Source organism: Ensifer adhaerens, from assembly GCF_002940685.1.
In the GTDB taxonomy this organism is placed as follows: domain Bacteria; phylum Pseudomonadota; class Alphaproteobacteria; order Rhizobiales; family Rhizobiaceae; genus Ensifer; species Ensifer adhaerens_E.
The window spans coordinates 89,426-114,323 of the sequence record NZ_PNFP01000016.1 but is presented as its reverse complement, the minus strand read 5'-3'; the positions used below and the strand labels follow the sequence as shown (position 1 = coordinate 114,323).

Here is a 24,898-nt window from a genome sequence, read left to right as displayed (position 1 = left end):
CTAGTCCGGCTGGCTGCGCTCGCCGGTCATCGGTCTGATGTGGCGGGCGTAGGTTCGGCCGATGCGGATCTCGCTGCCGTCGGACAGAAGGGCGATGAGCGCAGCGAAGGGGGCCTGCTTCAGCCCGACGATACAGTCTCGGCGAACGATCGAGCTGCGGTGCAGCCTCAGGAATTCCGCGGGATCGAGGCGGCGTTCGAGCGAGGCGAGGCTTTCGTGGTGCAGGTAGGACCGGCCCTCGACGTGAATGCGGACATAGTCGCGCTCCGCCTGAAAGCGCACGACCCGGTCGAGCGTGATGCGCACGAACTCTCCCCTGGATTTGATCCACAGGTCGCCCGCCTGGGTCTCTTGCTTGCGAAGCGCCTTGCGAAGCACCGTCACGGTTTCGTTGAGCTCGAGCACCCGTTCGGCACTGGTGCGCGCCGCGATCGCCACGCGGGCGCGCTCGATCGCCGTGCGCAGGCGGTCGGACTCGATCGGCTTGGTGACGTAGTCCACCGCCGCGGCTTCGAAGGCGCGAAGCGCATAGTGGTCGAAGGCGGTCACGAACACGACCGCGGGTGCGTGGTCGCCAAGCCGCTCCAGGACATCGAAGCCAGTGCCGCCCGGCATCTGGATGTCGAGCAGGATCGCGTCCGGCGTAAGTTCAGCGACCATGGAACAGGCCTGCTGCACGTTGCCCGCCGTTCCCACCACCTCGACGGCGGGCATGGCGCCGAGCAGGCGTAGAAGGCGGCGCCGCGCCAGGGGCTCGTCGTCGATGACGAGGATCGAGAGCGGAACGGTCTGGATTTCGTTCATGCAAGCCTCAGCGGCATTGTGATGGCAGCTCTGAAACGGCGGGGCGTCACGAGGCCTGAAACGCAGGCACCGACACCCGGAAAACGCGCCTGGACCCGATCGGCAACATTCTTCAGGCCAATCCCCGTGCCCGACCGCCGTCCGGCGTCCGCCGCCGCGGCGATATCGTTTTCGACTGCGATCTCCAGCGCCTGGCCGACCTTGGCCGCGCTGATGACGATCTCCACCTGGTCCGGCGAGCGGCTGACGCCGTGCTTGACCGCGTTTTCGATCAGCGGCTGCAGGATGAGGCTTGGCACCAGCGCCTCCTCGAGGCCGTTTGCGATATCCATCCGGAGCTTCATTCGATCGGAGTAGCGCTCGCCCTCGATATGGAGGTAGCCGGCCTGGAGCGCGAGTTCGTCGGCGAGCCGCACGTCGTGCAACGGATCGAGTTCCAGCGTCGTGCGCAGAAAGTTGGACAGCGACATCACCATGCGTGTCGCAGCAAGGTTCTGCCCTTCCTCGATCAGGCCGGTGATGGAGTTCAGCGTGTTGAACAGGAAGTGCGGGTTGACCTGGTAGCGCAGCGCCCTCATCTGCGCGGCGAGCGCCTCTTCGCGGGTGATCGCCAGGCGCCGCTCGCGCTCGCGCAGCTCGAAACTGTAAAGCAGCGCAACGAAGAAGAAGGACCAGCCGACGAAGGTCGCCATGCTGTAGACCAGGGTATAGCCGATGCTGGTCCAATCGGGCGTGATCGGGTCGGGACGCACGATGGAAAGATAGAGCAGGAAGTCGACGCCGGTGTTGGCGAAGGCGGCAACGAGAGCGGTCGTGAAGCCGACGACGATCTTCAGTGCGATGTGCTGGTGGCGGACGTGAAACATCGCGGCCGCGATGCCATAGGAAAAGGCCATGCCGCAGGACATCAGCAGGAGCTTGCCCGGCGCCGACATGATCGGGTCGATCCCGAGGATCGCCCACAGAATGCTGCTGATCAGGAATTCCACGAACCAGTAGAGGAAGCCGAGCCAGAGCGTTGCGCGCCGCACGCTGGCGATATAGGCGCTTTCGTCCACCGATCTTGTATCATCCTCAGGTTTCATGGCCATTTTTATCGTTCAACCGGCGGCCGATGTCGATTGCCGTTCGTCGGTCAAATCGAGCGGTTTGCAGAAAGCCCCGGATTTTCGACGGTTGCCGGGCGCCGCTTGCCGGAGAGCGGTGATCAGGCCAGCCGCAGTGGCATGGTGATCGCCGCTCGAAAGCGGTGTGGCGCGACGACACCGGAAATGAAGGCGCCAACCTCGGGAAACCGGGCCTTGATGCGGTCCGCCACGTTCCTCAGCCCGGTGCCGGTCCCGGCAGGCTTTTTCGTCGGGCGCGGCGGTACGCTCTCCAGGTCGTTTTCGACGGAAAGCTCGAGCGTCTCGCCCTGTCTTGCCGCCCGGATCACGATCTCGACGATGCCGGCTGAACCGCCGACGCCGTGCTTTATCGCGTTCTCGATCAGCGGCTGCAGAATGAGGCTCGGCACCAGCGCCTGTTCAAGGCCCGGCGCGATGTCGAGCTTGATCCGCATGCGGTCGGAGAAGCGTTCGCCCTCGATGTTGAGATAGCCGAGCTGCAGAGCCAGTTCGTCGGCGAGACAGACGTCCTGCATCGGGTCGAGCTCGAGCGTCGTGCGCAGGAAGGAAGAGAGCGAAAGCACCATACGGCGGGCGGCCGTCGATGCGCCCTCCTCGATCAGCCCAGCAATGGAGTTCAAGGTGTTGAACAGGAAGTGCGGATTGACCTGGTAGCGCAGCGCCCGCATCTGCGCCGCCAGCGCTTCTTCCCGTGTCACGGCAAGCCGGCGCTCCCGCTCGCGCAGCTCGTAGTTGGCCAGAAGGGCGATGTAGAGAAACGCCCACCCGTGAAACAGCGCCAAGCAATAGATGACGGTGTAGCCGACATTGGTCCAGTTGATCGCGCCCGTGTCGCCATGCTCGATCAGCCCATGGCTGAGGAGGTCGAGGCCGGCATTGGTCGCCGCGGCGACAAGCGACAGGGCGGAGCCGAGCAGCAGCTTGAAGAGGATGGAGCGGTTCCGGAAGCGAAAGAGCGTCGCTGCCATCGCATAGGACATCAGTGTCCCGTTCAGCATCAGGATCAGGGTGATCGGCGCAATCGCGATCGGGTCGTATCCGAGGAAAGCCCAGAGCGTGTTGCTGATGACGAACTGCATGAACTGGTAGAGGAGCCCGAGGAAGAGCGTCGCCCGCCGAACGCTTGCGGCATACTCAGCCTCGTCGGGCAAAATCGTGTCATTTCCTCGCGCCATGCGAGGTTTTATCCTTCAAGTCCATACGGTTGTCGACCGACATTCGTCGCCGAAAACAAGCCGTTTGCAGAAAGCCACAGCCCTTCAACGCCACAATCTACCGTTTGCAGAAAGCCGAATTCTCGCTTTCTGCGGGCTTGCTATAGCCGCCCCATGACCCGTGCGTTTCCGGCGACTCCCAATCGCCCGCGAACACACGCCGATGAATGCAAAAACAAAGGGGCAGACATTGAATACCTGTGCGAAGGCGGACGTTTTGAGGATCAACCTTCTGAGTTCGACGGCTCTTGGCCGTGCCGGCCTGCTCTCGCTGGCTCTGGCCGCCGTGCCGTTCGTGCCGTCGCCGGCGCGGGCCGTCGACCTGCTCGTGCCCACCGACACGACCTGGTCCAGCGACCACACGGTGAACGGCAAGCTGGTGGTGCGCGGCGTGCCGGCCAGCGCCACGCTGACGATCAACAACGGTGCCAAGGTTGAAAGCACCCACGGCTACATCGCCGACAGCAGAGGCTCGGTCGCCACTGTGGTCGTTTCCGGCCCGGGCTCGTCCTGGGATATCGTCGACGCCAATCCGAATGGCGACCGCTACCTCTTCGTCGGCGGTTTCGAAAACGGCATCTACGGTGGCAAGGGCACGCTGATCGTCGAAAACGGCGGCAGGGTCTCCGCCAAGGAAACCTATGTCGGCTCGCTGCAGGAGGGTGATGGAACGCTGGTCGTACGTGGCGCCGGATCCGTGCTCAACACCGATTATCTGGGCATTGCCGTCGGCGCCATGACGCTCAACACCGCGGCGGTCCGCATCGAGGACGGCGGCCTCGTCAACACCAACAAGAGCTATTTCGAAAACGGCACGGTCCTCGTCACCGGCCAGAATACCCGTTGGGTCAACACCGGCGAACTGACGATCGGCGACAGCTTCACGGTCGAGAAGGGCGCGGTCGTTTCGACCAACACCGCCGTTCTTGAGGATAGTGAGAGCACCGACACGATCCAGGCGGTTATCGATGGCGCCGGCAGCGAGCTCAAGGTTGCCGACAAGCTGACGATCGGCGACAGAGGCAGGGTCAATCTTTCCGTCGCCAACGGCGCCAAGCTTTCGGTCGGCGGCGACATCGTGCTTTCCGGTATCGGCGGCATCAACAACGAGGGCATGGGCAATCTGACGATCGGCGGTGCCGTCGATCTGAACAATATCGCCGAACCCGTTGCACGGCAGGCGCAGGGGGCCGGTACGGTCAACTCGTCCGCGAAGATCGATTTCGGGCCGCGCCAAGGCTACGTCAACTTCAACCATACGAACACGGGTTACGAATTCGGCAATGTCATGGTCGGGGAGGGCATGGTCTCGAATTTCTCCGGCGAGACCATCCTTACCGGCGACCTGTCGAAGTTCTATGGCAAGGTGAACGTTTCCGGCGGCAAGCTGGTGCTGAAGGGCAACGTCGACACGATCGACAATGACCCGCGAACCGCTCCTTTCTATTACAGCGAGACCAATTTCGAGGTGACCAATGGCACGCTGATCGTCGACGGCGCGACGGGACGCGTCGAGGGCGACAGCTTCTATACCGGTGAAGTGAACGTCTGGGGCGAGACGAGGAGCAGTTCGGCCTTTGGCCGCCTCGGCGGCTCGGGCACGGTGGGCAACACCTATGTCGACAAGAAGGCGATCATTTCGCCGGGCAACAATTCCACCGGCACGCTGACGATCATGGGTCGGCTGGATATGGCGACCGGTTCGATCTACGAGGCCGACATCGCCGGTGATGGCCGCTCCGACCGCATCGTCGTCAAGAGCATCGGCACCAACGACAACACCGGTATCGCGAAAATCGGCAGCGGCACCAATGTCCACGTCACGGCGCTGGACGCCAACACCAGCTACCAGACCGGCCAGACCTACACGATCCTGACGGCCGACCGGGCGGTCGAAGGGAAATTCGCCGAGGCGATTTCCAAATCCGCCTTCCTCGAGGTCTCGCTCGACCAGAAGGACAAGCAGGTCGATCTCAAGATCAAGGTGAAGAACGGCGGTACGAAGCCGGGCGAAGAACCCAAGCCCGGCGAAGAGCCGAAACCGGGTGAGCCCAAACCCGGTGTCTTTGAAGGTGAAGCGAACACCGGCAACCAGCGGCAGACGGCGCTGGCCCTCAACACGCTCGCCCAGAGCGGCCCGTCGCTGGCACTCTACAATGCGCTGATCCTGCAGGATGGCGAGGCCGCACGCCGCGCCTTCGACCAGCTGTCGGGCGAGGTTCACGCCTCGGCGCAGACGGCGCTGATCAACGACAGCAGCCTGTTGCGCAATGCCGCCAACAACCGCATTCGCGATGCGTTCGGCGATGTGGGGGCGGCCAATGTCCCGGTCCTCGCCTACGGTCCGGAGGACAAGATCACGACGGGCGCTGTCGCCGCCGTCAACGCCGTTCCCGTCGCGCCGCCGGCAATCGTCGGCTGGGGGCAGGTGTTCGGTTCCTGGACCAACACTGACAGCAACGGCAATGCCGCAGGCCTTGACCAGTCGACCGGCGGTTTCATCACCGGCTTTGACGCGGCGGTCTCGGACAATGCGCTCGTCGGTATCATGGCCGGCTACAGCCGCACCAACTTCGACGTCGACAATCGGGCTGCCAGCGGCGACAGCGACAACTACCACCTCGGCGTCTATGGCGGCGGCCGGTGGGGCGACGTCGCACTGCGCTCGGGGCTCGCCTATACCTGGCATTCGATCAATACGTCGCGCAACGTGGCCTTCCCCGGCTTCAGCGATCAGCTGAAGGCCGATTATGACGCAGGCACGTTCCAGGCCTTCGGTGAAGTCGGCTACCGTATCGATCTGCCGAGTGTCGCGCTCGAGCCCTTCGCCAACCTCGCTTATGTCAGCCTGCACACCGATGGCTTCACCGAGCGCGGTGGTGCTGCGGCCCTGTCGACCCGGAGCAACACGACCGACACGACGTTCACGACGCTCGGCCTTCGCGCCTCGGCGCCTCTCAGCCTCGGCACCACGGAGGCGAAGCTGCGCGGCATGCTCGGCTGGCAGCACGCCTTCGGCGATACGACACCGTTCTCGACCCTGGCGTTCGGTACGGGCAGCGCCTTCTCGGTCGCTGGAACGCCGATCGCCGAGGATGCGGCGATCATCGAAGCCGGCATCGACTTCGCGCTGACCGGCAATGCGAGCCTCGGCATCACCTATACCGGCCAGTTCGGCTCCGGCACGACGCAGAACGCCATCGACGCCAAGCTCGACGTGCGCTTCTGATGCGCAGGTTCGTTTGGCTCTCGACGATGCTGATGGCGACCTTCGTCGCCATCACGCCGCTTTACGGGGAAGACGCCGCCGGAAAGCCGGTCGCGCCCTCCGAGCTCTCGGAAACCTATGAGGACTGGAGTGTCGCCTGCGTCGAGATCGAGGGGAAGAAACATTGCCTCCTGTCGCAGCGCCAGTTCCACAAGAGCGGCCAGCATGTGCTGACGATCGAGCTTCGCACGGCGGCGGAGGCGGGCCTCGAGGGAAGCCTCGCGCTGCCTTTCGGTCTCTACCTGGACAAGGGCGTGACGCTTGGCGTCGACGACGCGACCGGCGGCAAGCCGACCCGCTTCCGCACCTGCCTGCCGCTCGGCTGCATCGTGCCTCTAACCTTCACCGAAGCGACGGTTGCGCTGCTTCGCGGCGGGACGGCGTTGAAGGTCGGCGCCTTTGCCAGCGACATCGACAAGGACGTGGCGTTCTCGGTGTCGCTCAAGGGCTTTGCCGCAGCGCTCGACCGGGTGATCGCCCTCACAGCAAAGAGCTGAGGCAGGCTCTCGGGCCTCCGCCTCATCCCCGGGCGTCCGGCCGGTTCCAACGCGAGCAGCCTCCCAAGGCCGACCCGGTCGCATGAAAAGTGCGGCCGGGTCTCGGCTTTCGACAGCCAGCCGCAGCCAACCACCGATGCGTCGGTGCCTTCGGATGCCGGCAGGGCCTAGCGAGAGGAGACGTCGATCGCCTCGCCGATCACGTAGAAGTGCCCGCCCGCGACATAATGCAGACTGCGCAAGGCCGGATCGGCCGTCTCGAACATCCAGTGCCCGTCGCGAAACACGCGATCGTCGGCCCAGGCTGCGAAGATTTCGCCGACGAACAGGTCGTAACGGCGCTCGATCGACGGTTCGCTGATCAGCCGGCACGCCAGCCAGGCAGAGCATCCGGCAACGAGCGGAAGGTCATGGCTCGGCATCTCGAACAGTTCGACGCCGGCGTTGCGAAGTTTGTCGGGATCGTCGTGAAGGCTCGTGGTTCCCACCGCATGCGTCAGGACCGCCTGGGCGGCGGTCGGAACCTGGATGACGAATACGCCCGCTTCAACCGCCAAGCTGCGGGTACGGGTGGCGCTGTCGAGCACGACCGTCAGCTTGGGTGGATCATAGTCGAGCGCGCACGCCCAGGCGGCCGCCATCACGTCCTGAACACCGCCGTGGCGGGCGGAAACCAGGACCGTCGGGCCATGGTTCAGGAGCCGGTACGCCTTTTCGAGTGGAACGGCGCGAATATGCGAAACCATCAGATTACCCCAGCCGCCGATCGCGGACATGTACCGATCATGCTCTTCTATGGGGGCGCCGCAATTTCCCAACAAGCGCCGGCTGGCCCGGCGCCCTAGGCGGTGCCGGAGGGGCGGACGGAACGCGCCTGAACGGGAGCTGGCGCGCGGAAGATAGGCATTTGACAAACGCATATCCATTTGGCTATACGTTGTCTCATAGCCAAATGGATATGAGACATGTCTGAGTTACAGGACGCGGTTTTCCGGGCACTCGCCGATCCCACCCGGCGGGGGCTTTTTGAACGCCTTTGCCGGCAGGGGGACACGACCGTGGTCGGGTTGCTTGCCGATGCCGGGGTTTCGCAGCCGGTCGTGTCCAAACATCTCAAGATCCTGAAGGCTGCAGGCCTCGTGCACGACCGGCATGAGGGCCGCTACACCTATTACGGCGCCCGGCGCGAAGCGCTTGCGACGCTGGTTGACTGGACGACGGAGATGTCAGGCTTCTGGCAGGACCGCTTCGACGATCTCGATGATCTTCTCAAGAGAATGGACCAATGATCGAAACAACCGAAACCACCCGCTCCGTCGTCGTCGAACGCAATTTTTCCCATCCGCCGGAAAAGATCTGGCGGGCGCTGACGCAGCCGCATCTGATCGCCGAATGGCTGATGCGCAACGACTTCGTTCCCGAAGTCGGGCGTCGCTTTACCCTGTCGGCCGACTGGGGCCAGGTCGACTGCGAGGTCGAGACGATCGAGGCGAACCGCTCGCTCGCCTATCGCTGGGACACCAAGGACCTCACCAGTGTCGTCACCTGGACGCTCGCTCCCGCCAATGGCGGCACGAACCTGCGCATGGAACAGCGCGGCTTCAAGGCGGACCAGAAGTCCTATTTCCAGGGCGCAACCGTTGGCTGGCAGCGCTTTTTCACCCAACTCGAAGAGGTCGTCGCGAAACTCGACTAAATCGCGCTGCCGCTTGGAACACGCAAACTCAAGGTGCCAGAATGACCTCGCTGATCCGCACGATCCATCGCTGGACGTCCCTGCTTTTCTCGCTCGCGGTTGCCGCAATCTTTGTCGGCATGCCTTTGGCGACGCTTCCCGAATGGGTCTACTACCTGCCGCTGCCGCCGCTTGCGGTATTGCTGCCGACGGGCCTCTATCTCTTCGTGCTGCCTTATCTCGCAAAGCCGCGAGGAGGGATGCAGGCGGCCGAGTAGGGGACGGCCAGGCCAGTTACACGGCCGGCAGGGCCGGGCTGGCGAAGCGCTTTCGATACTCGGCCGGCGTCACGCCGACATGGCGCGCGAAGGCACGACGCAGCGTATCGGCATCGGCAAAGCCGCACTGAGCCGCAACCTGCTTGGGCGCCTCATGGCCCTGTTCGAGAAGGCGGCGGGCCGCATGCACCCGCGCCTCCTCGACCCAGCTTGCCGGCGTGATGCCGACCTCGCTGCGGAAAAGCCGGGAGAAGTGGCGCGGGCTGAGATCCATACGCTTCGCGAGGCTGGCAACGCTGTGGTCCTGTGCGGGATTGGCGGCGATCCAGCGCTGCAATTCCTGGAGGGCGGAGCGGCCGGCCGGTGCCGCCTCGCCCTTGCGACTGAACTGCATCTGCCCTCCTGGCCGCTTGAAGAACATCACCAGCTGGCTCGCTACTCGTTTGGCGACCTCGTGCCCGAGGTCCTCTTCCACCAGCGCCAGTGCCAGGTCCAGTCCAGCCGTCACGCCGGCGGCCGTGCGCACCGGCCCGTCGCTCACATGGATCGAATCTTCGTCGACGGTCACATCGGGGAAGCGCCGCGCGAGCTCTTCGGCCACGGCCCAGTGCGTCGTCACGCGCCGCCCGTCAAGCAGGCCGGCTGCCGCCAGGAAAAAGGCTCCGCTACAGACCGAGCCAAAGCGCCGGACCGTTGGTGCGCGCTGCCGCAGCCAATCAAGGACGATCCCGTCGGCCGGCACGTCCGTTGCGTTGGGGCATCCGGCGACAAGCAGCGTATCGACCGGATCGTCGAAGTCGCGGCCGATTACCCGGTCCGGCATCAGCCGCACGCCGGACGAACTGCGCACCGGCTCCGGACCGGGCGCGGCGACGAGAAGGCTGTAGACCTCCCGGCGGACCTGCGCATTGGCTTCCGCAAAGACATCCAGCGGGCCCGAGACGTCGAGGAGCTGCACACCGGGCAGCGCCACCATCACGATGGTTCTCGTCGTCTGCTGCATCCGCGTCCGCCTCGATCTGAATTTGGCTGTATCTGACGTGTTACGTCGATTGCGGACAGTCTAGGCGCTTTCTACCCTGCTGGCGAGTAGAAACCGCAAGGAGAAAACGCATGCCGCTCATCGCCAAAGACGCCGCCATACCCGATAGCAAGCTGGCAAGGGCCATCACGCAGTACATCCGCGATACGGAGACCGAATTGCTCTTCAACCATTCGAGCCGCGTCTACCAATTCGGGGCGCTTGCGGGCGTTCACCGCGGCCTGACGTTCGACCGCGAGCTGCTTTACGCCGGCGCGATGTTTCACGATATCGGCCTGATGCCGAGCCACAGCAGCCAGAACGAGCGCTTCGAAGTCGACGGCGCCCATGCCGCCCGCGATTTCCTGCGCAGTCACGGCATTTCGGAAGCGGATGCCTACACGGTCTGGACAGCGATCGCGCTCCACACCACGCCCGGCGTGCCCGAGCACATGCATCCGGTCGTGGCGCTGGTGACGGCAGGCGTCGAGATGGACGTGCTCGGGCTCACCTACAACCAATATTCCGACGCCGAGCGCGAGGCGGTGGTCGGTGCCTTTCCGCGCACGCCCAAGTTCAAGGAGGATATCATTCAGGCCTTCTATGACGGCATCAAGCACAAGCCCGACACCACCTTCGGCAACGTCAAGGCGGACGTCATCGCCGACAAGGAGCCGCACTTCCATCGCGGCAATTTCTGCAATGTGATCCGCTGTTCGCACTGGCACGGGTAAGGGGCGGCTGCGCGGGAGAAGGTTTGCCGCATCCCGCGCAGTGGCCTTTCGTCCTTGCCTATTCCAGCAGGCAATCAATCAACGCCCGCGTTGCGGCCGAGAGATGGCGATGGGGCGGATAGATGAGCGAGAAGGGGCGCGATCGTCCGCTGAACTCCGGCAGCAGTTCGACCAGGCTGCCGCGAGAAAGCCGATCCCGCACGACGAAGTCATAGGTCTGGCAGATGCCGAGACCCGCTTCAGCCAGCGACACGGTGCCGAGCACATCGTCCTCCACGTGGATAGGGCCATGGGGGACCCAGTCGACGTCCGTCCCGTCGGCCCGCAGCAGCCAGGGGGCCGGGCGGCCGGTGCTCGGCATGATGAAGGGCAGGCAGGTATGTGCCGCGAGGTCATCCAGCGAACGCGGCATGCCACGCCGTGCGATGTAACTGGGGGAGGCGACCAGCTTCAGCGGCGCATCCCCGAGTTTCCTGCCGATCATGCCGCTGTCGGGGAGCTGGCCGAGGCGGATGGCCAGGTCATAGCCCTCGGCGACGAGGTCGACATTCCGGTTGGCGATCGACAGTTCGACGGTAACCGACGGATGTTTCAGCGCAAAGCGCGTCAGCTTTTCCGGCAGTTGGTAGTGGCCATAGGTCGTCGACGCACTGAGCCGTACCCGGCCGGCAACGACGCCTTCACCCTGGATCGCCCGCTCCGCCTGGTCGATCGTGTCGAAGGCCACGCGGACCTGCTCCAGATAGGCGCGTCCCGCTTCGGTGAGACTGATGCGCCGCGTTGTCCGCCGCACCAGCTGCGTGCCGAGCTTCGTTTCGAGCCTGGTGATCGCCCGGCTCAGCACCGAAGGCGTGGTGGCCAGCGCAACGGCGCCGGCGGTCAGCGAGCCCTTGTCCATGACGGTGATGAAGGCCTCGACGTCGGCGAGGTGATCGAAGCGTCGCATTCTTGCCTCTGAAGTCCAGATCATTTCCTCGGAAACACATTTATCGCCGTAAAGCGAAGCAATAGATAAGCAGCATCAATCGACGGCCGCAATCTCAGGCCCGCTTCAACCAGGAGAAAATGATGCCGAACACAAACGCCAACCCGAAGAAACCCGTGCTCTTTGTCCTTACCAGCCATGGTACCAAGGGCGATGGCGGCCAGCCGACCGGCTTTTATCTCGGCGAGGTCACCCATCCGCTGGCGGTGCTCGAGGCCGCCGGCATCGCCGTCGAGTTCGCCTCGATCAAGGGTGGCGAGCCGCCGGTCGACGGCCTCGACCTGGAGGACAAGACCAATCGACACTACTGGAACAACGAGGCCTTCCGCGCCGCGATCCGCACGACGACCAGGCTCGACGATGTCGATCCTTCCCGCTATGCGGCGATCTTCTTCGCCGGCGGCCATGGTGCCATGTGGGACCTGCCGCAAAGCAGCGCCGTCGAGCGGGCAACCCGCGCGATCTTCGAGGCCGGCGGTGCCGTCGCAGCGGTCTGCCACGGTCCGGCCGCCCTCGTGAACGTCAAGCTTTCCGACGGCCGCTATCTGGTCGCCGGCCGCAACGTCAGCGCCTTCACCGATTCGGAGGAGCGCGCCGTCGGCCTCGACACGACGGTGCCGTTCCTGCTGGCGAGCACGCTCGTGGAGCGTGGCGCAATTCATCATCCGGCGGCGGACTGGACATCGAAGGTGGTTGTCGATGGACGGTTGATCACCGGCCAGAATCCGCAGTCGGCGACCGGCGTGGGCGAGGCGCTGCGCGATGCCCTGAGCGCCTGATCAGCCGGGATACCGGAAGGTTCAACAACGCGAACCCGTTTCGGCTGTCGGCGACGCATCGCCGGCAGCGTGAGGCGAACCGGACAGGTGGAGCGCTCGACTGCCGTTGCGTTGGCCACGGCGGGAAACCGGAAAAACCGCCATGTTCGCCATCCCTGTCGCGTCCGGTTGACACGGTTCGCGCACCCTTGGGTAAGCCGGCGCGGGCCGGAAAGTTCCACTGGCGGCCTCAGCCGCGCCGCGCCCGCTCGATTGCCGCCACGTCGATTTTGCCCATGTCCATCATCGCCTCGAAGGCCCGCTTTGCCTCGGCGCCGCCTGCCGCCAGCGCATCGGTCAGGACCTTTGGCGTGATCTGCCAGGAGATGCCCCATCTGTCCTTGCACCAGCCGCAGGCGCTCTCCTTTCCGCCATTGCCGACAATGGCGTTCCAGTAGCGGTCGGTCTCTTCCTGGTCTTCGGTTGCGATCTGGAACGAGAAGGCCTCGCTGTGCTTGAACATCGGGCCGCCGTTGAGGCCGAGACAGGGAATGCCGGCGACGGTGAATTCGACGGTCAGAACATCGCCTTCCTTGCCGGACGGATAGTCACCCGGTGCCCGGTGCACGGCGCTGACCCGGCTGTCGGGAAAGACCTCGGCGTAGAAGCGAGCGGCGGTCTCGGCGTCCTTGTCGTACCAGAGGCAGATCGTGTTCTTGGCCATTATGCATTCCTTTCATTTTCAAGCCGGATGGGCCGTTTTCTTTCGCCACCTGCCCTGCGAGATAGGTCGGTGACCCTTTTTCTCCACCCTGGAATTGTCCCTCGCATGCCTTTCCCCGACGGAATGGGCGTCGAAGGCATGTGCGCCGGGTCGTCGCATCCGGTGCTTTCCCGTTGGAAATTCAACCGGTGATACCTAACTGTGCGGCCTCGATGCATGGCGCGGGATTCTTCCGCGCGCCTAAGGGGATAGAGATGAAACAACTGAATGGAACTGTCGCTGTGGTGACCGGGGCCGGCCGCGGCCTCGGCGCGGCGCTCGCCTATGCCCTGGCCGAAGCGGGGTGCGATCTCGTTCTGTGCGGGCGCAGCCTGGGCGCGCTCAAGGACGTGGCGGCGACAATTGCCCGCAAGTTTGAGCGACCGGTGCAAACCGTTGCGCTCGACCTTGCGGATGCCAAAAGCGTCGCCGCAGCGATCGCCACCATCAAGGCCGGGAACGGACACGTCGATATCCTGGTGAACAACGGCGCCATGTGGCTTGAGGACAGTGACGAGGATCATCCTGAAGACGCGGTGCTTGGTGTCGTCAACGCGGCCGTTACCGGAACCTTCCTGTTCACCCAGGGACTGTTGCCCCTGCTCGGCCGCTCGCCCCGGCCGGATATCGCCACGATCGGTTCGATCAGCGGCCTGCCCAACGCGGCGCTCCAGAGCGTGTCGGTGCCATTCTACGCGGCCAAGCGGGCGCAGGCGGCCCTGGCCGACGGACTGCGCCAGAAGCTCGCCGGAACGCCCATCCGTTCGATCGTCGTGCACCCCCCATACCTCGAGGACGTCTCGCCGCTTGAAGACGCATGGGAGGCGGCCGCCAGCCGCGAGAAGGGTGAGGCCGCGACCAACCGGGACATCGCCGAAGCGGTGCTGTTCGCATTGACGCGTCCGCGGCATGTGACCCTGTCGATCACCGTCGATGCCGACGAGGGCGGCCTTTACCCGTCGCCGGCCCGCCCCGCCTGACGGCGAGGTCTTATAGGGCCCTGTTCCCGTACATTGCCGAACGCCCGCAACGGCGTTCGGCGAAGATCAGGCATCGTTCGCCGAGATCCTTCAACGCGATCGTCTACATATGAAGACGATAAGTCCAATTCTGGCCAACTACTGAGGCACCGTCCACGTCGATATATCCATGACATCAACAATGGAGAAACGACACCATGCACACCGTCTCTGAACCGATCTTCACGTCAGGCTTTCCGCTGGGAAGCTCCGCCGGCCTGGTCACGGCCTTCGAGTGGCTCGGCCAGCCCTATCGCCTGACCCGCGTCGACATGCTCGGGGATATGCGCACCGACGCCTACGAGCGGTTCAACGGCCGGGTGGAGACGCCCGTTCTGGTAAGCGACAAGGGCGAGGTGCTGACCGAAACCATGGCGATCGCATTGTGGCTGGAGGCGCGCGATCACGAGCGTCGCATCAGCTTCGCGCCCGGCACCTTCGAGGCGGACCGCATGCATCAGTTCATCGCCTTCCTCAACACCGGCTTCACCGGCGCGTTCTTTTCGATGTGGGTGGCGCTGGAGGCGGAGGACGCCAGTGAGACGTATCGCGAAACGCTGCGCGCCTTCGGCCGCGAATTCGTCGCCAAGCGCCACCAGCAACTGGAAGCGATGATGGGCGACAGCGACTACCTGCTCGGCGATCGTCCGACGCTTGCCGATGCGGTCTTTGCCGGCGTGGCCCGCTGGGTCGATTTCCACGAGGCCATCGATCCGAAGGACTACGAGCGCAATTATCCGCGCATCAACGCCTTGCGCCGACGCATCGAAGCCGACCCGGCGTTTCGCTTCGCGCTCGCGATCGAGGATGGCGAGCCTGTCGCAGGAAGCGGCGCGATGAAGGGCCTCGTCCCGCTGAAGGACGTGCTTGCGATGACCGGCGCACTCGGCGCGTGACCTGAAAAGAGAGAAGGCGCACCGACATGCGGTGCGCCACCTCAAATAGGTGCAGCGGTCAGGCTGCCGCCGACATCACACCTCGAATACGTCCTCGAACGATTCCGGGAAGCTTTGGCGGGCAACCTTCTCGTTGATGATGAGCATCGCTTCATAGGACACGGGATCGAAATCCTTGTCGACCGGCAGCACCTCGCGTCCGAACAGCAGGTTTAGCCGGGCGGCATCGAGATTGCCGCGCTCGAATGGTTCCGCGCCGAAATGATGCCAGAGGGCGTGGAGGAAGGCAGCATCGATGCGGTGCGCCCCAGAGCCGGGCCGGGCATGGCGGGGCAACGCCTTGATCGGCGTCGCCCCCTTGGGATTGGCCCGACGGATGACGAATTGGATGCCCGTGCCCGGCATGGCGTAGGGAAACCCCCGGTGTTTCGTCATATCAGCCAGCTTTGCCATTCTATTCTCCTTACGCGGTCTGCTTCTCAACGATCTTGTCCTGCGTCTTCGTCTCGAAGTCGGAGGCGTCGTGCCGCTCATGCAATTGCTCGGATGGATCGCCGCTCAGCCGGTTGACCATGCGGCCGCGCTTGACGGCCGGGCGGGCGGCGATTTCGGCCGTCCAGCGCTGGACGTGCTCGTAGCTCTGCACCTCGAGGAAGGTGCCGGCGTCGCCGTAGACCTGGCCCAGCGCCAGGTTGCCGTACCAGGGCCAGGTCGCCATGTCGGCGATCGTGTACTGGTCACCCGCGAGGAACCGGTTCTCGGCGAGGTGGCGATCGAGCACGTCGAGCTGGCGCTTCACTTCCATGGCGTAACGGTCGATGGCGTATTTGATCTTCATCGGCGCATAGGCGTAGAAATGGCCGAAGCCGCCGCCGAGGAACGGTGCGGAGCCCATCTGCCAGAACAGCCAGTTCAAGGTTTCGGTGCGGGCGCGAAGCTCGCTCGGCAGGAAGGCGCCAAACTTCTCGGCGAGATAGGTGAGGATGGAGGCCGATTCGAACACGCGCGCCGGCGCGCCGCCGCCCTTTGGCGCATGGTCCATCAGCGCCGGGATCTTGGAGTTCGGGTTGATGTCGACGAAGCCGGAGCCGAACTGATCGCCGTCACCGATCCGGATCGGCCAGGCATCGTACTCGGCTCCCTTGTGTCCGGCGGCCAGCAACTCTTCCAGCATGATCGTGACCTTGACGCCGTTGGGCGTTGCCAGCGAGTAGAGCTGCAGCGGATGCTTGCCGACCGGAAGCTCCTTGTCCTTGGTCGACCCGGCGATCGGACGGTTGATGCTGGCAAAGGTGCCGCCATTGCTCTTGTCCCAGGTCCAGACCTTGGGAACGTCGTAGCCGGCAGGGAAATTGTCGGCGGAGGATTTATCGGTCATCAATCGGTCCTTGTCTTGGCGGAAGCGTCGAACGGTCGTGTTCGCTTTATATAGGAAGTTCATCAAGCCACCACATCGCGCATGCGGCGAGGCCGACCATTCTCAATGGCGGGGCGCTGGAGGATTTTTTTATCGAAGGCGGATGAGGCCGGCATCGGTCGCGATGAAGCCGCAACGGCCGAAATAGAAGTCGCGCAGATGCGGATCGAAGTCGACATGCAGCCATTCGCAGCCCGAGACCCTGGCGTGTGTCACCGCCTCTTCAACGAGTCGTGCGGCGTGGCCTTTGCGCCTCAGCGATGACGTCACCATCGTATCGAGCAGAAAGGCGTGAACGCCCCCGTCCCAGGCGACATTGACGAAACCGGCAAGCGCGCCCCCGATGCGCATCGAGACCCAGCCCAGGCTGAAGTGGTTGACCTGGGTCCACCAGTCGTCGTCGCACAAAGCATGCGCGAAGCACTCGGCGTGCAGTGCGTTCAACTCCTTGTTTTCAAACGCCCCTCGCCACTCGAAGCGTACAGCGCCGTCGTCCATATCGTCTCCCGAAAGTCGCTTCGTGACCGGCCACGGAGCGTTCCCACTCCCTACACGAAAAAAATCGGCGTGTCGTACTTGATGCGCGAAAGTCGAGTTCCTATCTGCCGCCTAACCCGCTGGTCCGGGCCCCTCTGGCGAGAGCTTCGGCACTCTTGCGATGTCGGACCTTATTCCGACAACATGTGCCGAATGGGGACCCGTCTGTGGATTATTCCTTCATGTCTGTAGTGTGGCTGGGAACGCCGCTCTGGTTGTGGGCGAGCTTTTTCACCCTCGTCATCGCCATCCTGTCGTTCGACCTTGGCATTCTTCATAAGGAGAACAAGGAGATCGGCGTTGCTGAAAGCGTCAAGCTCTCGGCCTTCTATATCGCGCTTGGCCTCAGCTTCGGCGGCTTCGTGTGGTGGTATCTCGGTGCCGAGTCCGGCCTTGCCTATATGACCGGCTTCGTCGTCGAGAAGACTCTCGCGCTCGACAACGTCTTCGTCATCGCGCTGATCTTCTCCTTCTTTGCCGTCCCGCGCATCTACCAGCACCGCGTGCTGTTCTGGGGTATCCTCGGCGTGATCGTGCTGCGTGCGATCATGATCGGCGTCGGCGCGACGCTCGTCGCCGAATTCTCCTGGGTTCTCTATATCTTCGCCGCGTTCCTCGTCTTTACCGGCATCAAGATGCTGGTCATGAAGGAGGCCGAGCCCAACGTCTCGGACAATGCGCTCGTGCGCTTCATGCGCAGCCGTCTCAACGTCACCGAGGAACATCACGGCGAGCGCTTCTTCGTGAAGCTCGTCAACCCCAAGACCGGCAAGATGACCTGGTTCATCACGCCCCTGTTCATGGCGCTGGTCATGGTCGAGGTGGCTGACGTGATCTTCGCCGTCGACTCGGTTCCCGCGATCTTCGCGATCACCACCGACCCGTTCATCGTCTATACCTCGAACATCTTCGCTATCCTCGGTCTTCGTGCGCTCTACTTCGCTCTCGCTGCGATGATCCACCGCTTCCGCTACCTGAAGCCCGCACTCGCCGTCGTCCTGATCTTCATCGGTTCGAAGATCTTCGTCGCCGACCTTCTGGGGCTCGAGAAGTTCCCGGCGGCTCTGTCGCTCGGCGTGACCTTCGCGATCATCGCTTCGGGTGTCGTCTGGAGCCTGGTGAAGACGCGCGAGGAGCAGCAGCCGGCATAAGGCCTGCCTCGACCGGCTCGTGACGAGAAAACGCGGCGGCCTTCGAAAGGAGGCCGCCGCATTCGTTTTCGGCGCGCGTTTTCCAAACTAGCCGATGATCGCCTTTGGTTCGAGGAAGGCCTCGAGGCCGAACGGACCGAATTCGCGCCCGATACCGGAATGCTTGAAGCCGCCGAACGGCGCCCGGGCGTCGGCCGGTGCTTCATTGATCACCACCCGCCCGGCCTCAAGGTGGCGGGCAACGGCGCGCATGTGCTCGGCATCGCTGCCAAGGACATAGGATTGCAGGCCGTAGTCCGTGTCGTTGGCGAAAGCGATCGCTTCGTCCTCGTCCCGGTAGCAAAGCACGCTCAGCACCGGGCCGAAGATCTCCTCGCGCGCAATCCGCATATCGTTGGTGACGCCTGTGAAGACGGTCGGGCGGACGAACCAGCCGCGGTCCAGTCCTTCCGGCCGCCCCTCGCCGCCGACCAGAAGGGTCGCGCCCTCCTGCTGGCCGAGACGGATATAGGACTGAACCCGTTCCCACTGCCTGGCGCTTACCATCGGGCCGATGTCGGCGGCCGGATCGCTGGAGGGGCCGACCTTGAGCGCCGCGACCGCCTTCGCCAGACGCGCAGTGACTTCGCCATATCGTTGCCTGGAGACCAGCAGCCGCGTTCCGGCGATGCAGGCCTGCCCGCTGTTGCGAAAGGCCGAGGCGAGAATATGCGGGATCGCGCTGTCAAGGTCGGCATCGTCGAGAAGGATCTGCGGGCCCTTGCCTCCGAGTTCGAGCGTCACGCGTTTGAAGGTCTCGGCAGACGTGCGCAGGATGGTCCGTCCCGTCGTGGTGGACCCGGTGAAGGTGATCTTTGCCACGTCGGGGTTCCGGCTGAGTTCGGCGCCGACTTCATGGCCGTAACCGTTGACGATGTTGAGCACTCCGCGCGGCAGACCGGCCTCGCCAAGGGCCTCCAGCAGCGTCTGGGTCTGGATGGCGCTCATTTCCGACGGTTTGATCACGATGCTCGTTCCGGCGGCGATCGCGGTGGCGAGCTTGGTGCAGATGAAGCCGATATTGCTGTTCCACGGCGTGATGGCGGCCGCCACGCCCACCGGCTCCATGACCACGTCGGCATTGCCGATCCGCCGCGTAAAGGCATAGTCGGCCACGGTTTTCGCGGCGACCTCGAACACGCTTGCGGCATGGGGCACGGAAAAGGCGAGGAAGGATTGCGGTGCGCCATATTCGGTGGCCATGGCCGCGTGGAGCGCATCGGCCCTGGCGGCGACGGCATCGCGCAGCGCCAGCAACATGGACACGCGTTCGGCCGGTGTCGTCCGTCTCATGACCGGAAAGGCGCGTCTGGCGGCGGCAATGGCGGTGCGGGCGTCCTCGGCATCGCCGAGGCGTACCTCGCCGATCTTTTCCTCGGTGGCGGGATTGAAAAGATCGAAACGCTCGCTGCCATGAGGCGTTGCGAAGGCGCCATCGACGTAAATCTGCTCGATAAGTCTCATCGTCCGGTTTCCTGTTGCGATGACAGGGATATGCATCCGAACGATCGTCAGGATAAGATCATCAATCGAAGACAGGCTGATGAGGAAAATAGAGCAGTGAAGGCGAGTCTCTCGGAACTCGAGGCGGTGACGACGATTGCGCGGCTCGGCGGTTTCCGCGCCGCCGCACGGGAGCTCGGCGTCTCGTCGTCGTCGCTGAGCCATGCGGTGCTGGCGCTGGAGGAACGGCTGGGCGTGCGCCTGTTCAACCGGACGACACGATCGGTGGCGCTGACGGCGGCGGGCGAGGGGTTCGTTGCCGAGATCCTGCCCGCACTCGCAGCCATTGAAGGCGCCGTCGAGCGGGCGACGGAATCGCAGGCGCGCCCGACCGGCACGCTCCGGCTCAACACGTCGCCAGGAGCAGCCAGAATGGTGCTGCGGCCGCTGCTCGTCGAATATCTGAAGCGCTACCCGGAGATGACGCTGGAGGTTGCGACGGACAATGCGTTGGTCGACATCATCGCGCTCGGCTTCGATGCGGGCTTCCGGCTGGCAGAGGCGGTTCCGCCCGATATGATCGCGGTTCCGGTGTTCAACCAGTCGCGCATGATCGTCGTCGGTTCGCCGGATTATTTTCGGCAAAGGACGATGCCGCGGCGGCCAGGCGACCTCCTCAAGCATGCCTGTATCCGCGCGCGCATGGCGAGCGGCAGGATCTACCACTGGGAGTTCAGTCGCCGCGGCGAAAGCGTCGAGATCGATGTGCCGGGGCCGCTCATCCTCGACGACAGCGATCTGATGCTCGAGGCGGCGCTTTGCGGCACAGGACTGGCCTATCTCTCCGATCATGCCGTGCAGGAGCACGTCGCTGCCGGGCGACTTGTGCAGGTTCTCGATGACTGGACGCCGCCCTATGACGGGCTTTGCCTCTATTTTTCCGGCCGCCGGCATGTCCCGGCAAAACTCAGGGCGTTGATCGACCTTGTCCGCGAGTTGCGCCCAGGCCGGGGTCGGACCGGCGCCGGACTCCCGGCATCCGACGGTGCGGACACGTCTTGAAAAAATAACATGAGTATTAAAGACAAGTTTATTCACGCGTGCTAAGAGACACGCCGTTCGTGCGGCCGGCCGGCCGAACGATCGTATCTCGGCAGCCAGCGCGGGCGGCGCTGGATGCCAAATCGAAGTTGTTTTGATCGGATCAGACACCATGGTCGACATGGAAACACGCCATCAGGTCTATTTCGCCAATCGTACCGCCCTGGTTGCCTACGCAACGCGCATCGTCGGATCCCGCGAGACGGCCGAGGATATCGTCCAGGAGGCGTTCATCCGGTTCACGCCGGCGAACGCCAACGGCGCCACCCTTGAGAAATCGTCCGGCCTGTTGCCCGCCTATCTCTACAGGATCGTCCGCAATCTTTCCCTCGACCTCATCAAGCGGCGCAAGCTTGAGCTACGGGAAGAAAGAAGCGAACCGCCCTACTGGTCGATGCCGATCGAGGCGCCGTCGCCTGAAGATATCGTTGTCGCGGCCGACGAAATCCGGCAGGTCTCGATCGCTCTCGGCGACCTTCCCGAACAGGTCAGGGTGGCGCTGGAGATGCATCGCTTCGGCGGCTACACGCTGGAGGAGATTGCCGCTCACCTCGACGTCTCGGTTGCGACGGCGCATCGCCACGTCCGCACCGCCATGGTACGCGTCGCGACAACCCTGGCGGGCAACGCCTCCTAGAAATTTTAGGGGGCCCGTGAAAAAAAATTCGGCGCTATTCGTCTTTGTGACAAACCGAGTGAATCCGCTCGTGTCGCATCGACCACCGAGGCAGCAGGCAAAGCTTTGAGCAAGGACAACCACATTCCGGAAGCGTTGCTTGAAGAGGCGATGGACTGGTTCCTCGAACTGAAGGCGCGCCCCAACTGTCGCGATACCGAAGCGGCCTTCCGGGCCTGGCTCAGTCGGTCGGAACTGCATGCCCGATCCTGGGAGACGGCGCTGAAAACCTGGCAGCTTCTGGGCGAAGTGCCGCCGGCCCGCGAACACCTCTGGCGCGGAGCCAAGCCGCAGATTGCGCGCGAACCGTCGTCCCGCCGCCGCATGACCGGGGGCCTTGCGGCGGGAGCGGCGGTTTTCGCGCTCACCGCCTGCCTCACCCTGTTCGTCACGCTGCCGTCTCTCATCCTGTGGTGGCAGGCCGATCACGTCACCGACACCGCGCAATCAAGGACGATCGCGCTTGCGGACGGAACGACCATCGAAATGGGCGGCGGCAGCGCCATCGCCACCGAAATCAAGGCCGACACCCGCCATGTCAGGCTTCTGAAGGGCGAAGCCTTTTTCAACGTCGCCCGCGACCCGACGCGTCCCTTCGTCGTCGAGGCGGGTGGCGTCGAGGTCTCCGTGCTCGGCACGGCGTTCGACGTGCAATTGGCGAGTACAGCAACGACAGTCGAACTGGCGCATGGCACGGTCGCCGTTTCCTACAGTAGCCACGAGCACAAGCAGAATTTCGAACTGGCGCCGGGAGAAATGGCGACGGTGAGCCATGCGACCGGCGCAGTTTCGCGCAGCGTGATCGCTCCGGATGAGATCGGCGCGTGGCGAAGCGGCCGGATGTTCGTCAACAACGTGACGGTTGCCGCGGCCGCCGAGCGATTGCAGCGCTACCATTCCGCCTGGATCGCCATTCCGCAGCCCGGCCTTGCGGCGCGGCGCGTGACCGGCGTCTACGACCTGAAGGATCCGGATCGTGCGCTCCAGGCGCTGGTGCAGCCCTTCGGCGGCAAGGTGCGTGAGGTGACGTCCTATGGCCGCGTTCTGACCCAATTTTAATTGGAGTCAAAAAATCAGGAAAAAATTGCTCGGCGGTGAAAAAAAATCCGGAGCCGGTCGTCTTTGGTTGGAAACGCGCGCTCGCAAGGCCGTGTGGGATGCCGAGACGGGGGTAGAATGCGTTCGCGGAAATGCCGCAAGGGACATCTGATTTTCAAGGCAGAACGTCGCCACGGCGGACGACGGCTGCTGACGACGATGGCAATCGCCGTAACTTCGTCCCTCGCCCTGATGCCCGTTTCCATAGCGTCGGCCCAGCAGTCCACGCCCCGCGTCGCCAATGCCCGTACTTTCGACATCCCGTCCCAGCCGCTTGCGAGCGCGTTGAATGCCTTCGGGCGCCAGTCCGGACTGCAGGTGACCCTGGCGGCCGCAACGTCGCAGGGATTGCGTTCGACCGCCGTCAGCGGAACGCTCACAGTCGACCAGGCACTCGCGCGGCTGCTTTCCGGCACCGGCATTTCCTATAGCATATCGGCCGGCACTGCACTTGTCGGCGCGCCTCTCTCGGCAGGCGGTAGCGATGCGGTCGCCACGGACGGCGCAACGGTGCTCAATCCGATTGCGGCCTTCGGCGCCGGTCCGCTCGCCGCCGGCGAGATCGTCATCTCGTCGGAGGACCTGAAGCGGAAGAACCCGGCCGACATTGCCGACGTGTTTTCGGGCGAGCCCGGGATTTCGGTCGGCAGCTCGCTGCCGATGTCGCAGAAGGTCTATGTCCACGGCATCGAGGAAACCAGCCTTGCCGTGACGATGGACGGCGGCCGCCAGAACAACAAGGTCTTCCATCACAACGGTACGAACCTCATTGATCCGGGCCTTTTGAAAACCGTCAGCGTCGATGCCGGCGTTGCGCCGGCCGATGCCGGACCGGGGGCGCTTGCCGGTGCGATTTCCTATGAAACGATCGATGCACGCGATCTGCTGGATGGCGAAGGCTTCGGCGGCTTCGTTACGTCCAGCTACGATTTCAACAGCAATACGGTGACAACCGGGCTCTCGGCCTACGGCATGCAAGAGGGGCTCGAGTTCCTCGGCTACGTCAATTTCGGCAAGGGCAATGATTTCACGGCCGGCAACGGCCAGGAGGTGCAAGGTACCTCCACGGACCTCTTGAGCGGGCTTGGCAAATTCGCCTACGAGTTCGACAGCGGCGACCGCTTCGAGATCAGCCACGACAGCATAAGAGACGATGCACCGCGACCCTTCCGGGCCAATATGGGGTCGACGACGGGCAGCAAGCCGTGGGAGCCGCCTATCCGCGACTATACGCTCGAACGCGGCAACACGGTCTTCACCTATACCGACAGCACGCCCGAGGGGTGGTGGGATCCGACATTGCTGCTCGCCTACAGCAAGACCGAAGTCGAAGTGCCCGTCTATCCGAAGCCGGAGCCGGGCGTTCCCGTCAGCTATCAAGGGGTCGGCGCGTCGGACAGCCTCAACGGCAAGTTCGAGAACAAGGTCTCCTTCGATATCGGCAACGTCATCGCCGGCGTCGATTTCTACAAGGACGAGGCAAAGCTTCGGGCTCTCTTCGATCCCGGTTCCGAAAAGGCGCGCAACGTCGGCATCTACGCCCAGGCGCGGCTTGAACCCTTTGAGCGCACGCGCCTCTCCTTCGGTGCGCGCGGCGACCATCAGCGCTTTACCGGGACGACCGGCCAGACGTGGAACAACGCCGGTTTCAGCGGAAACGTTTCGGGCGAATACGACCTTGTCGCGGACCTGCTGACGGCCAAGGCCGGCTATTCGCATGTCTGGGCCGGCATTCCGCTCGCCGAAAACTTCATCGTCAATCCCAACTGGGACTATGGGCGTGGCCCGAAACCGGTGACGGCGGACAACTACATCCTCGGGCTGGAAGCAAACTACAACGGCTTCACCGTCGAAGGCAGCATCTTCCAGACGGACCTCGATGACGCCCGCACGCCGCGTTTTCCCGTCACCAAGGGGATCGAGGCGCATGACGTCCGCTCGCGGGGCTTCGAGATCGGCGGCGGCTACAGCTGGGGCGACGGCTATTTCAAGGTCAAGTACGCCAACATCGACGTTGAAATCGACGGCAAGCCTGCGAATTCCGATCTCGGCACCTATCTTGCCACCCCGGCCGGCCAGATCATCACCTTGCAGGCAGTCCACACGCTGGCGGACTGGGGCGTCACGCTCGGCGGCGATGCCGAAATTGCGCTTGACTACGACGACGTGGCTGCGGGCTACAAACCCCTTGATGGTTACGAGGTTTTCAACGCCTTCATCGAGTATGTGCCGCCGCAACGGCCGAACCTGACGCTGCGCGCCGAGATCAAGAACATCTTCGATGAAACCTATTCGGACCGGGCGACCTACGGGCAGGAATTCGCTGAAGTCACGCCGCTCTACGAGCCCGGCCGTTCCTTCATCCTGACCGCCAGAGCGACCTTTTAGTTCGACGGT

The 24,898-nt window shown here is 63.8% G+C and carries 25 protein-coding genes; 14 read left to right on the top strand and 11 right to left on the bottom strand.

The genetic code is table 11. The features are described from left to right. The 3 genes from C1A35_RS27445 to C1A35_RS27435 form a co-directional block, all read right to left on the bottom strand. Positions 1 to 804 (bottom strand): LytR/AlgR family response regulator transcription factor, encoded by an 804-nt coding sequence (locus C1A35_RS27445; RefSeq protein ID WP_104667405.1) that lies wholly within the window; start codon positions 802 to 804, stop codon positions 1 to 3. Beyond that, positions 801 to 1,889 (bottom strand): sensor histidine kinase, encoded by a 1,089-nt coding sequence (locus C1A35_RS27440; RefSeq protein WP_104667485.1) that lies wholly within the window; start codon positions 1,887 to 1,889, stop codon positions 801 to 803. The genes C1A35_RS27445 and C1A35_RS27440 overlap by 4 nt, the downstream gene beginning before the upstream one ends. 122 nt (positions 1,890 to 2,011) lie before the next feature. Next, the gene (locus C1A35_RS27435) at positions 2,012 to 3,106 is read right to left on the bottom strand and encodes a sensor histidine kinase (protein WP_199773041.1); all 1,095 of its coding nucleotides are present in this window, start codon (positions 3,104 to 3,106) and stop codon (positions 2,012 to 2,014) included. Between the two features lie 256 nt (positions 3,107 to 3,362). Between C1A35_RS27435 and C1A35_RS27430 the strand changes: the two genes are divergently transcribed. Continuing rightward, on the top strand, positions 3,363 to 6,374 hold the full coding sequence (locus tag C1A35_RS27430) for an autotransporter family protein (RefSeq protein WP_158665181.1): 3,012 nt from the start codon (positions 3,363 to 3,365) through the stop codon (positions 6,372 to 6,374). Next, positions 6,374 to 6,910, top strand: a complete 537-nt coding sequence (locus tag C1A35_RS27425; protein WP_104667403.1) for an invasion associated locus B family protein — start codon at positions 6,374 to 6,376, stop codon at positions 6,908 to 6,910. The genes C1A35_RS27430 and C1A35_RS27425 overlap by 1 nt, the downstream gene beginning before the upstream one ends. 167 nt (positions 6,911 to 7,077) lie before the next feature. Here C1A35_RS27425 and C1A35_RS27420 read toward each other — a convergent pair whose 3' ends face one another. Next, positions 7,078 to 7,686 carry a flavin reductase family protein gene (locus tag C1A35_RS27420; RefSeq protein ID WP_234823031.1) on the bottom strand — a complete coding sequence of 203 codons (609 nt, stop codon included), beginning with the start codon at positions 7,684 to 7,686 and terminating at the stop codon, positions 7,078 to 7,080. A 189-nt stretch (positions 7,687 to 7,875) separates the two neighbouring features. Here C1A35_RS27420 and C1A35_RS27415 point away from each other — a divergent pair, with 189 nt between their 5' ends. From C1A35_RS27415 to C1A35_RS27405, 3 genes are read left to right on the top strand one after another with little or no spacing between them, the layout of a single operon-like run. Next, complete coding sequence (locus C1A35_RS27415; RefSeq protein ID WP_104667402.1) at positions 7,876 to 8,199, top strand: ArsR/SmtB family transcription factor; 324 nt, start codon at positions 7,876 to 7,878, stop codon at positions 8,197 to 8,199. Next, positions 8,196 to 8,606 (top strand): SRPBCC family protein, encoded by a 411-nt coding sequence (locus C1A35_RS27410; protein WP_104667401.1) that lies wholly within the window; start codon positions 8,196 to 8,198, stop codon positions 8,604 to 8,606. Before C1A35_RS27415 ends, C1A35_RS27410 begins: the two co-directional genes overlap by 4 nt. A 41-nt stretch (positions 8,607 to 8,647) precedes the next feature. Next, positions 8,648 to 8,863 (top strand): hypothetical protein, encoded by a 216-nt coding sequence (locus C1A35_RS27405; RefSeq protein ID WP_104667400.1) that lies wholly within the window; start codon positions 8,648 to 8,650, stop codon positions 8,861 to 8,863. Between the two features lie 16 nt (positions 8,864 to 8,879). Here the strand turns inward: C1A35_RS27405 and C1A35_RS27400 are convergent, their stop codons facing one another. Next, complete coding sequence (locus C1A35_RS27400; protein WP_104667399.1) at positions 8,880 to 9,866, bottom strand: GlxA family transcriptional regulator; 987 nt, start codon at positions 9,864 to 9,866, stop codon at positions 8,880 to 8,882. A gap of 110 nt (positions 9,867 to 9,976) precedes the next feature. Between C1A35_RS27400 and C1A35_RS27395 the strand changes: the two genes are divergently transcribed. After that, positions 9,977 to 10,618 (top strand): HD domain-containing protein, encoded by a 642-nt coding sequence (locus C1A35_RS27395; RefSeq protein ID WP_104667398.1) that lies wholly within the window; start codon positions 9,977 to 9,979, stop codon positions 10,616 to 10,618. Positions 10,619 to 10,676: 58 nt separating this feature from the next. Here C1A35_RS27395 and C1A35_RS27390 read toward each other — a convergent pair whose 3' ends face one another. Continuing rightward, positions 10,677 to 11,564, bottom strand: coding sequence for a LysR family transcriptional regulator (locus tag C1A35_RS27390; protein ID WP_199773040.1), 888 nt, complete (start codon positions 11,562 to 11,564; stop codon positions 10,677 to 10,679). Positions 11,565 to 11,686: 122 nt separating this feature from the next. Here C1A35_RS27390 and C1A35_RS27385 point away from each other — a divergent pair, with 122 nt between their 5' ends. Next, the gene (locus tag C1A35_RS27385) at positions 11,687 to 12,382 is read left to right on the top strand and encodes a type 1 glutamine amidotransferase domain-containing protein (RefSeq protein WP_104667396.1); all 696 of its coding nucleotides are present in this window, start codon (positions 11,687 to 11,689) and stop codon (positions 12,380 to 12,382) included. Positions 12,383 to 12,611: 229 nt separating this feature from the next. Here the strand turns inward: C1A35_RS27385 and C1A35_RS27380 are convergent, their stop codons facing one another. Beyond that, positions 12,612 to 13,085 carry a VOC family protein gene (locus tag C1A35_RS27380; protein ID WP_104667395.1) on the bottom strand — a complete coding sequence of 158 codons (474 nt, stop codon included), beginning with the start codon at positions 13,083 to 13,085 and terminating at the stop codon, positions 12,612 to 12,614. 254 nt (positions 13,086 to 13,339) lie between these two features. On the opposite strand from C1A35_RS27380, the gene C1A35_RS27375 reads away from it, so the two are divergent. After that, on the top strand, positions 13,340 to 14,104 hold the full coding sequence (locus C1A35_RS27375; RefSeq protein ID WP_104667394.1) for an SDR family oxidoreductase: 765 nt from the start codon (positions 13,340 to 13,342) through the stop codon (positions 14,102 to 14,104). A 197-nt stretch (positions 14,105 to 14,301) separates the two neighbouring features. Further along, complete coding sequence (locus tag C1A35_RS27370) at positions 14,302 to 15,039, top strand: glutathione S-transferase family protein (protein WP_104667393.1); 738 nt, start codon at positions 14,302 to 14,304, stop codon at positions 15,037 to 15,039. 75 nt (positions 15,040 to 15,114) lie between these two features. Here C1A35_RS27370 and C1A35_RS27365 read toward each other — a convergent pair whose 3' ends face one another. The 3 genes from C1A35_RS27365 to C1A35_RS27355 form a co-directional block, all read right to left on the bottom strand. Then, positions 15,115 to 15,492 (bottom strand): hypothetical protein, encoded by a 378-nt coding sequence (locus C1A35_RS27365; RefSeq protein WP_104667392.1) that lies wholly within the window; start codon positions 15,490 to 15,492, stop codon positions 15,115 to 15,117. Positions 15,493 to 15,502: 10 nt separating this feature from the next. After that, positions 15,503 to 16,417 carry a glutathione-dependent disulfide-bond oxidoreductase gene (gene yghU / locus C1A35_RS27360; protein WP_104667482.1) on the bottom strand — a complete coding sequence of 305 codons (915 nt, stop codon included), beginning with the start codon at positions 16,415 to 16,417 and terminating at the stop codon, positions 15,503 to 15,505. A gap of 129 nt (positions 16,418 to 16,546) precedes the next feature. Further along, on the bottom strand, positions 16,547 to 16,954 hold the full coding sequence (locus C1A35_RS27355) for a GNAT family N-acetyltransferase (protein WP_104667391.1): 408 nt from the start codon (positions 16,952 to 16,954) through the stop codon (positions 16,547 to 16,549). Between the two features lie 221 nt (positions 16,955 to 17,175). Here C1A35_RS27355 and C1A35_RS27350 point away from each other — a divergent pair, with 221 nt between their 5' ends. Continuing rightward, the gene (locus C1A35_RS27350) at positions 17,176 to 18,144 is read left to right on the top strand and encodes a TerC family protein (protein ID WP_440271567.1); all 969 of its coding nucleotides are present in this window, start codon (positions 17,176 to 17,178) and stop codon (positions 18,142 to 18,144) included. Positions 18,145 to 18,231: 87 nt separating this feature from the next. Here C1A35_RS27350 and C1A35_RS27345 read toward each other — a convergent pair whose 3' ends face one another. Next, the gene (locus C1A35_RS27345; RefSeq protein ID WP_104667389.1) at positions 18,232 to 19,647 is read right to left on the bottom strand and encodes an aldehyde dehydrogenase family protein; all 1,416 of its coding nucleotides are present in this window, start codon (positions 19,645 to 19,647) and stop codon (positions 18,232 to 18,234) included. Positions 19,648 to 19,743: 96 nt separating this feature from the next. Between C1A35_RS27345 and C1A35_RS27340 the strand changes: the two genes are divergently transcribed. From C1A35_RS27340 to C1A35_RS27325, 4 genes are all read left to right on the top strand, one after another. Continuing rightward, positions 19,744 to 20,688 carry a LysR family transcriptional regulator gene (locus tag C1A35_RS27340; protein WP_104667388.1) on the top strand — a complete coding sequence of 315 codons (945 nt, stop codon included), beginning with the start codon at positions 19,744 to 19,746 and terminating at the stop codon, positions 20,686 to 20,688. A 151-nt stretch (positions 20,689 to 20,839) separates the two neighbouring features. After that, entirely contained in the window at positions 20,840 to 21,364 is a 525-nt protein-coding gene (locus C1A35_RS27335; RefSeq protein ID WP_104667387.1) for an RNA polymerase sigma factor, read from the top strand. A 105-nt stretch (positions 21,365 to 21,469) separates the two neighbouring features. Continuing rightward, complete coding sequence (locus tag C1A35_RS27330; protein WP_104667386.1) at positions 21,470 to 22,462, top strand: FecR family protein; 993 nt, start codon at positions 21,470 to 21,472, stop codon at positions 22,460 to 22,462. A gap of 117 nt (positions 22,463 to 22,579) precedes the next feature. Beyond that, entirely contained in the window at positions 22,580 to 24,889 is a 2,310-nt protein-coding gene (locus C1A35_RS27325; protein ID WP_104667385.1) for a TonB-dependent receptor, read from the top strand. Positions 24,890 to 24,898 lie beyond the last annotated feature (9 nt).

Excerpts from the sequence above, each read along its gene's own strand:
- C1A35_RS27445 (WP_104667405.1), bottom strand. The coding sequence starts at position 804 with ATGAACGAAATCCAGACCGTTCCGCTCTCGATCCTCGTCATCGACGAC.
- C1A35_RS27440 (WP_104667485.1), bottom strand. The coding sequence starts at position 1,889 with ATGAAACCTGAGGATGATACAAGATCGGTGGACGAAAGCGCCTATATC.
- C1A35_RS27435 (WP_199773041.1), bottom strand. The coding sequence starts at position 3,106 with ATGGCGCGAGGAAATGACACGATTTTGCCCGACGAGGCTGAGTATGCC.
- C1A35_RS27425 (WP_104667403.1), top strand. The coding sequence starts at position 6,374 with ATGCGCAGGTTCGTTTGGCTCTCGACGATGCTGATGGCGACCTTCGTC.
- C1A35_RS27420 (WP_234823031.1), bottom strand. The coding sequence starts at position 7,686 with ATGTCCGCGATCGGCGGCTGGGGTAATCTGATGGTTTCGCATATTCGC.
- C1A35_RS27415 (WP_104667402.1), top strand. The coding sequence starts at position 7,876 with ATGTCTGAGTTACAGGACGCGGTTTTCCGGGCACTCGCCGATCCCACC.
- C1A35_RS27410 (WP_104667401.1), top strand. The coding sequence starts at position 8,196 with ATGATCGAAACAACCGAAACCACCCGCTCCGTCGTCGTCGAACGCAAT.
- C1A35_RS27405 (WP_104667400.1), top strand. The coding sequence starts at position 8,648 with ATGACCTCGCTGATCCGCACGATCCATCGCTGGACGTCCCTGCTTTTC.
- C1A35_RS27400 (WP_104667399.1), bottom strand. The coding sequence starts at position 9,866 with ATGCAGCAGACGACGAGAACCATCGTGATGGTGGCGCTGCCCGGTGTG.
- C1A35_RS27395 (WP_104667398.1), top strand. The coding sequence starts at position 9,977 with ATGCCGCTCATCGCCAAAGACGCCGCCATACCCGATAGCAAGCTGGCA.
- C1A35_RS27390 (WP_199773040.1), bottom strand. The coding sequence starts at position 11,564 with ATGCGACGCTTCGATCACCTCGCCGACGTCGAGGCCTTCATCACCGTC.
- C1A35_RS27385 (WP_104667396.1), top strand. The coding sequence starts at position 11,687 with ATGCCGAACACAAACGCCAACCCGAAGAAACCCGTGCTCTTTGTCCTT.
- C1A35_RS27380 (WP_104667395.1), bottom strand. The coding sequence starts at position 13,085 with ATGGCCAAGAACACGATCTGCCTCTGGTACGACAAGGACGCCGAGACC.
- C1A35_RS27375 (WP_104667394.1), top strand. The coding sequence starts at position 13,340 with ATGAAACAACTGAATGGAACTGTCGCTGTGGTGACCGGGGCCGGCCGC.
- C1A35_RS27370 (WP_104667393.1), top strand. The coding sequence starts at position 14,302 with ATGCACACCGTCTCTGAACCGATCTTCACGTCAGGCTTTCCGCTGGGA.
- C1A35_RS27365 (WP_104667392.1), bottom strand. The coding sequence starts at position 15,492 with ATGGCAAAGCTGGCTGATATGACGAAACACCGGGGGTTTCCCTACGCC.
- yghU (WP_104667482.1), bottom strand. The coding sequence starts at position 16,417 with ATGACCGATAAATCCTCCGCCGACAATTTCCCTGCCGGCTACGACGTT.
- C1A35_RS27355 (WP_104667391.1), bottom strand. The coding sequence starts at position 16,954 with ATGGACGACGGCGCTGTACGCTTCGAGTGGCGAGGGGCGTTTGAAAAC.
- C1A35_RS27350 (WP_440271567.1), top strand. The coding sequence starts at position 17,176 with ATGTCTGTAGTGTGGCTGGGAACGCCGCTCTGGTTGTGGGCGAGCTTT.
- C1A35_RS27345 (WP_104667389.1), bottom strand. The coding sequence starts at position 19,647 with ATGAGACTTATCGAGCAGATTTACGTCGATGGCGCCTTCGCAACGCCT.
- C1A35_RS27335 (WP_104667387.1), top strand. The coding sequence starts at position 20,840 with ATGGTCGACATGGAAACACGCCATCAGGTCTATTTCGCCAATCGTACC.
- C1A35_RS27325 (WP_104667385.1), top strand. The coding sequence starts at position 22,580 with ATGCGTTCGCGGAAATGCCGCAAGGGACATCTGATTTTCAAGGCAGAA.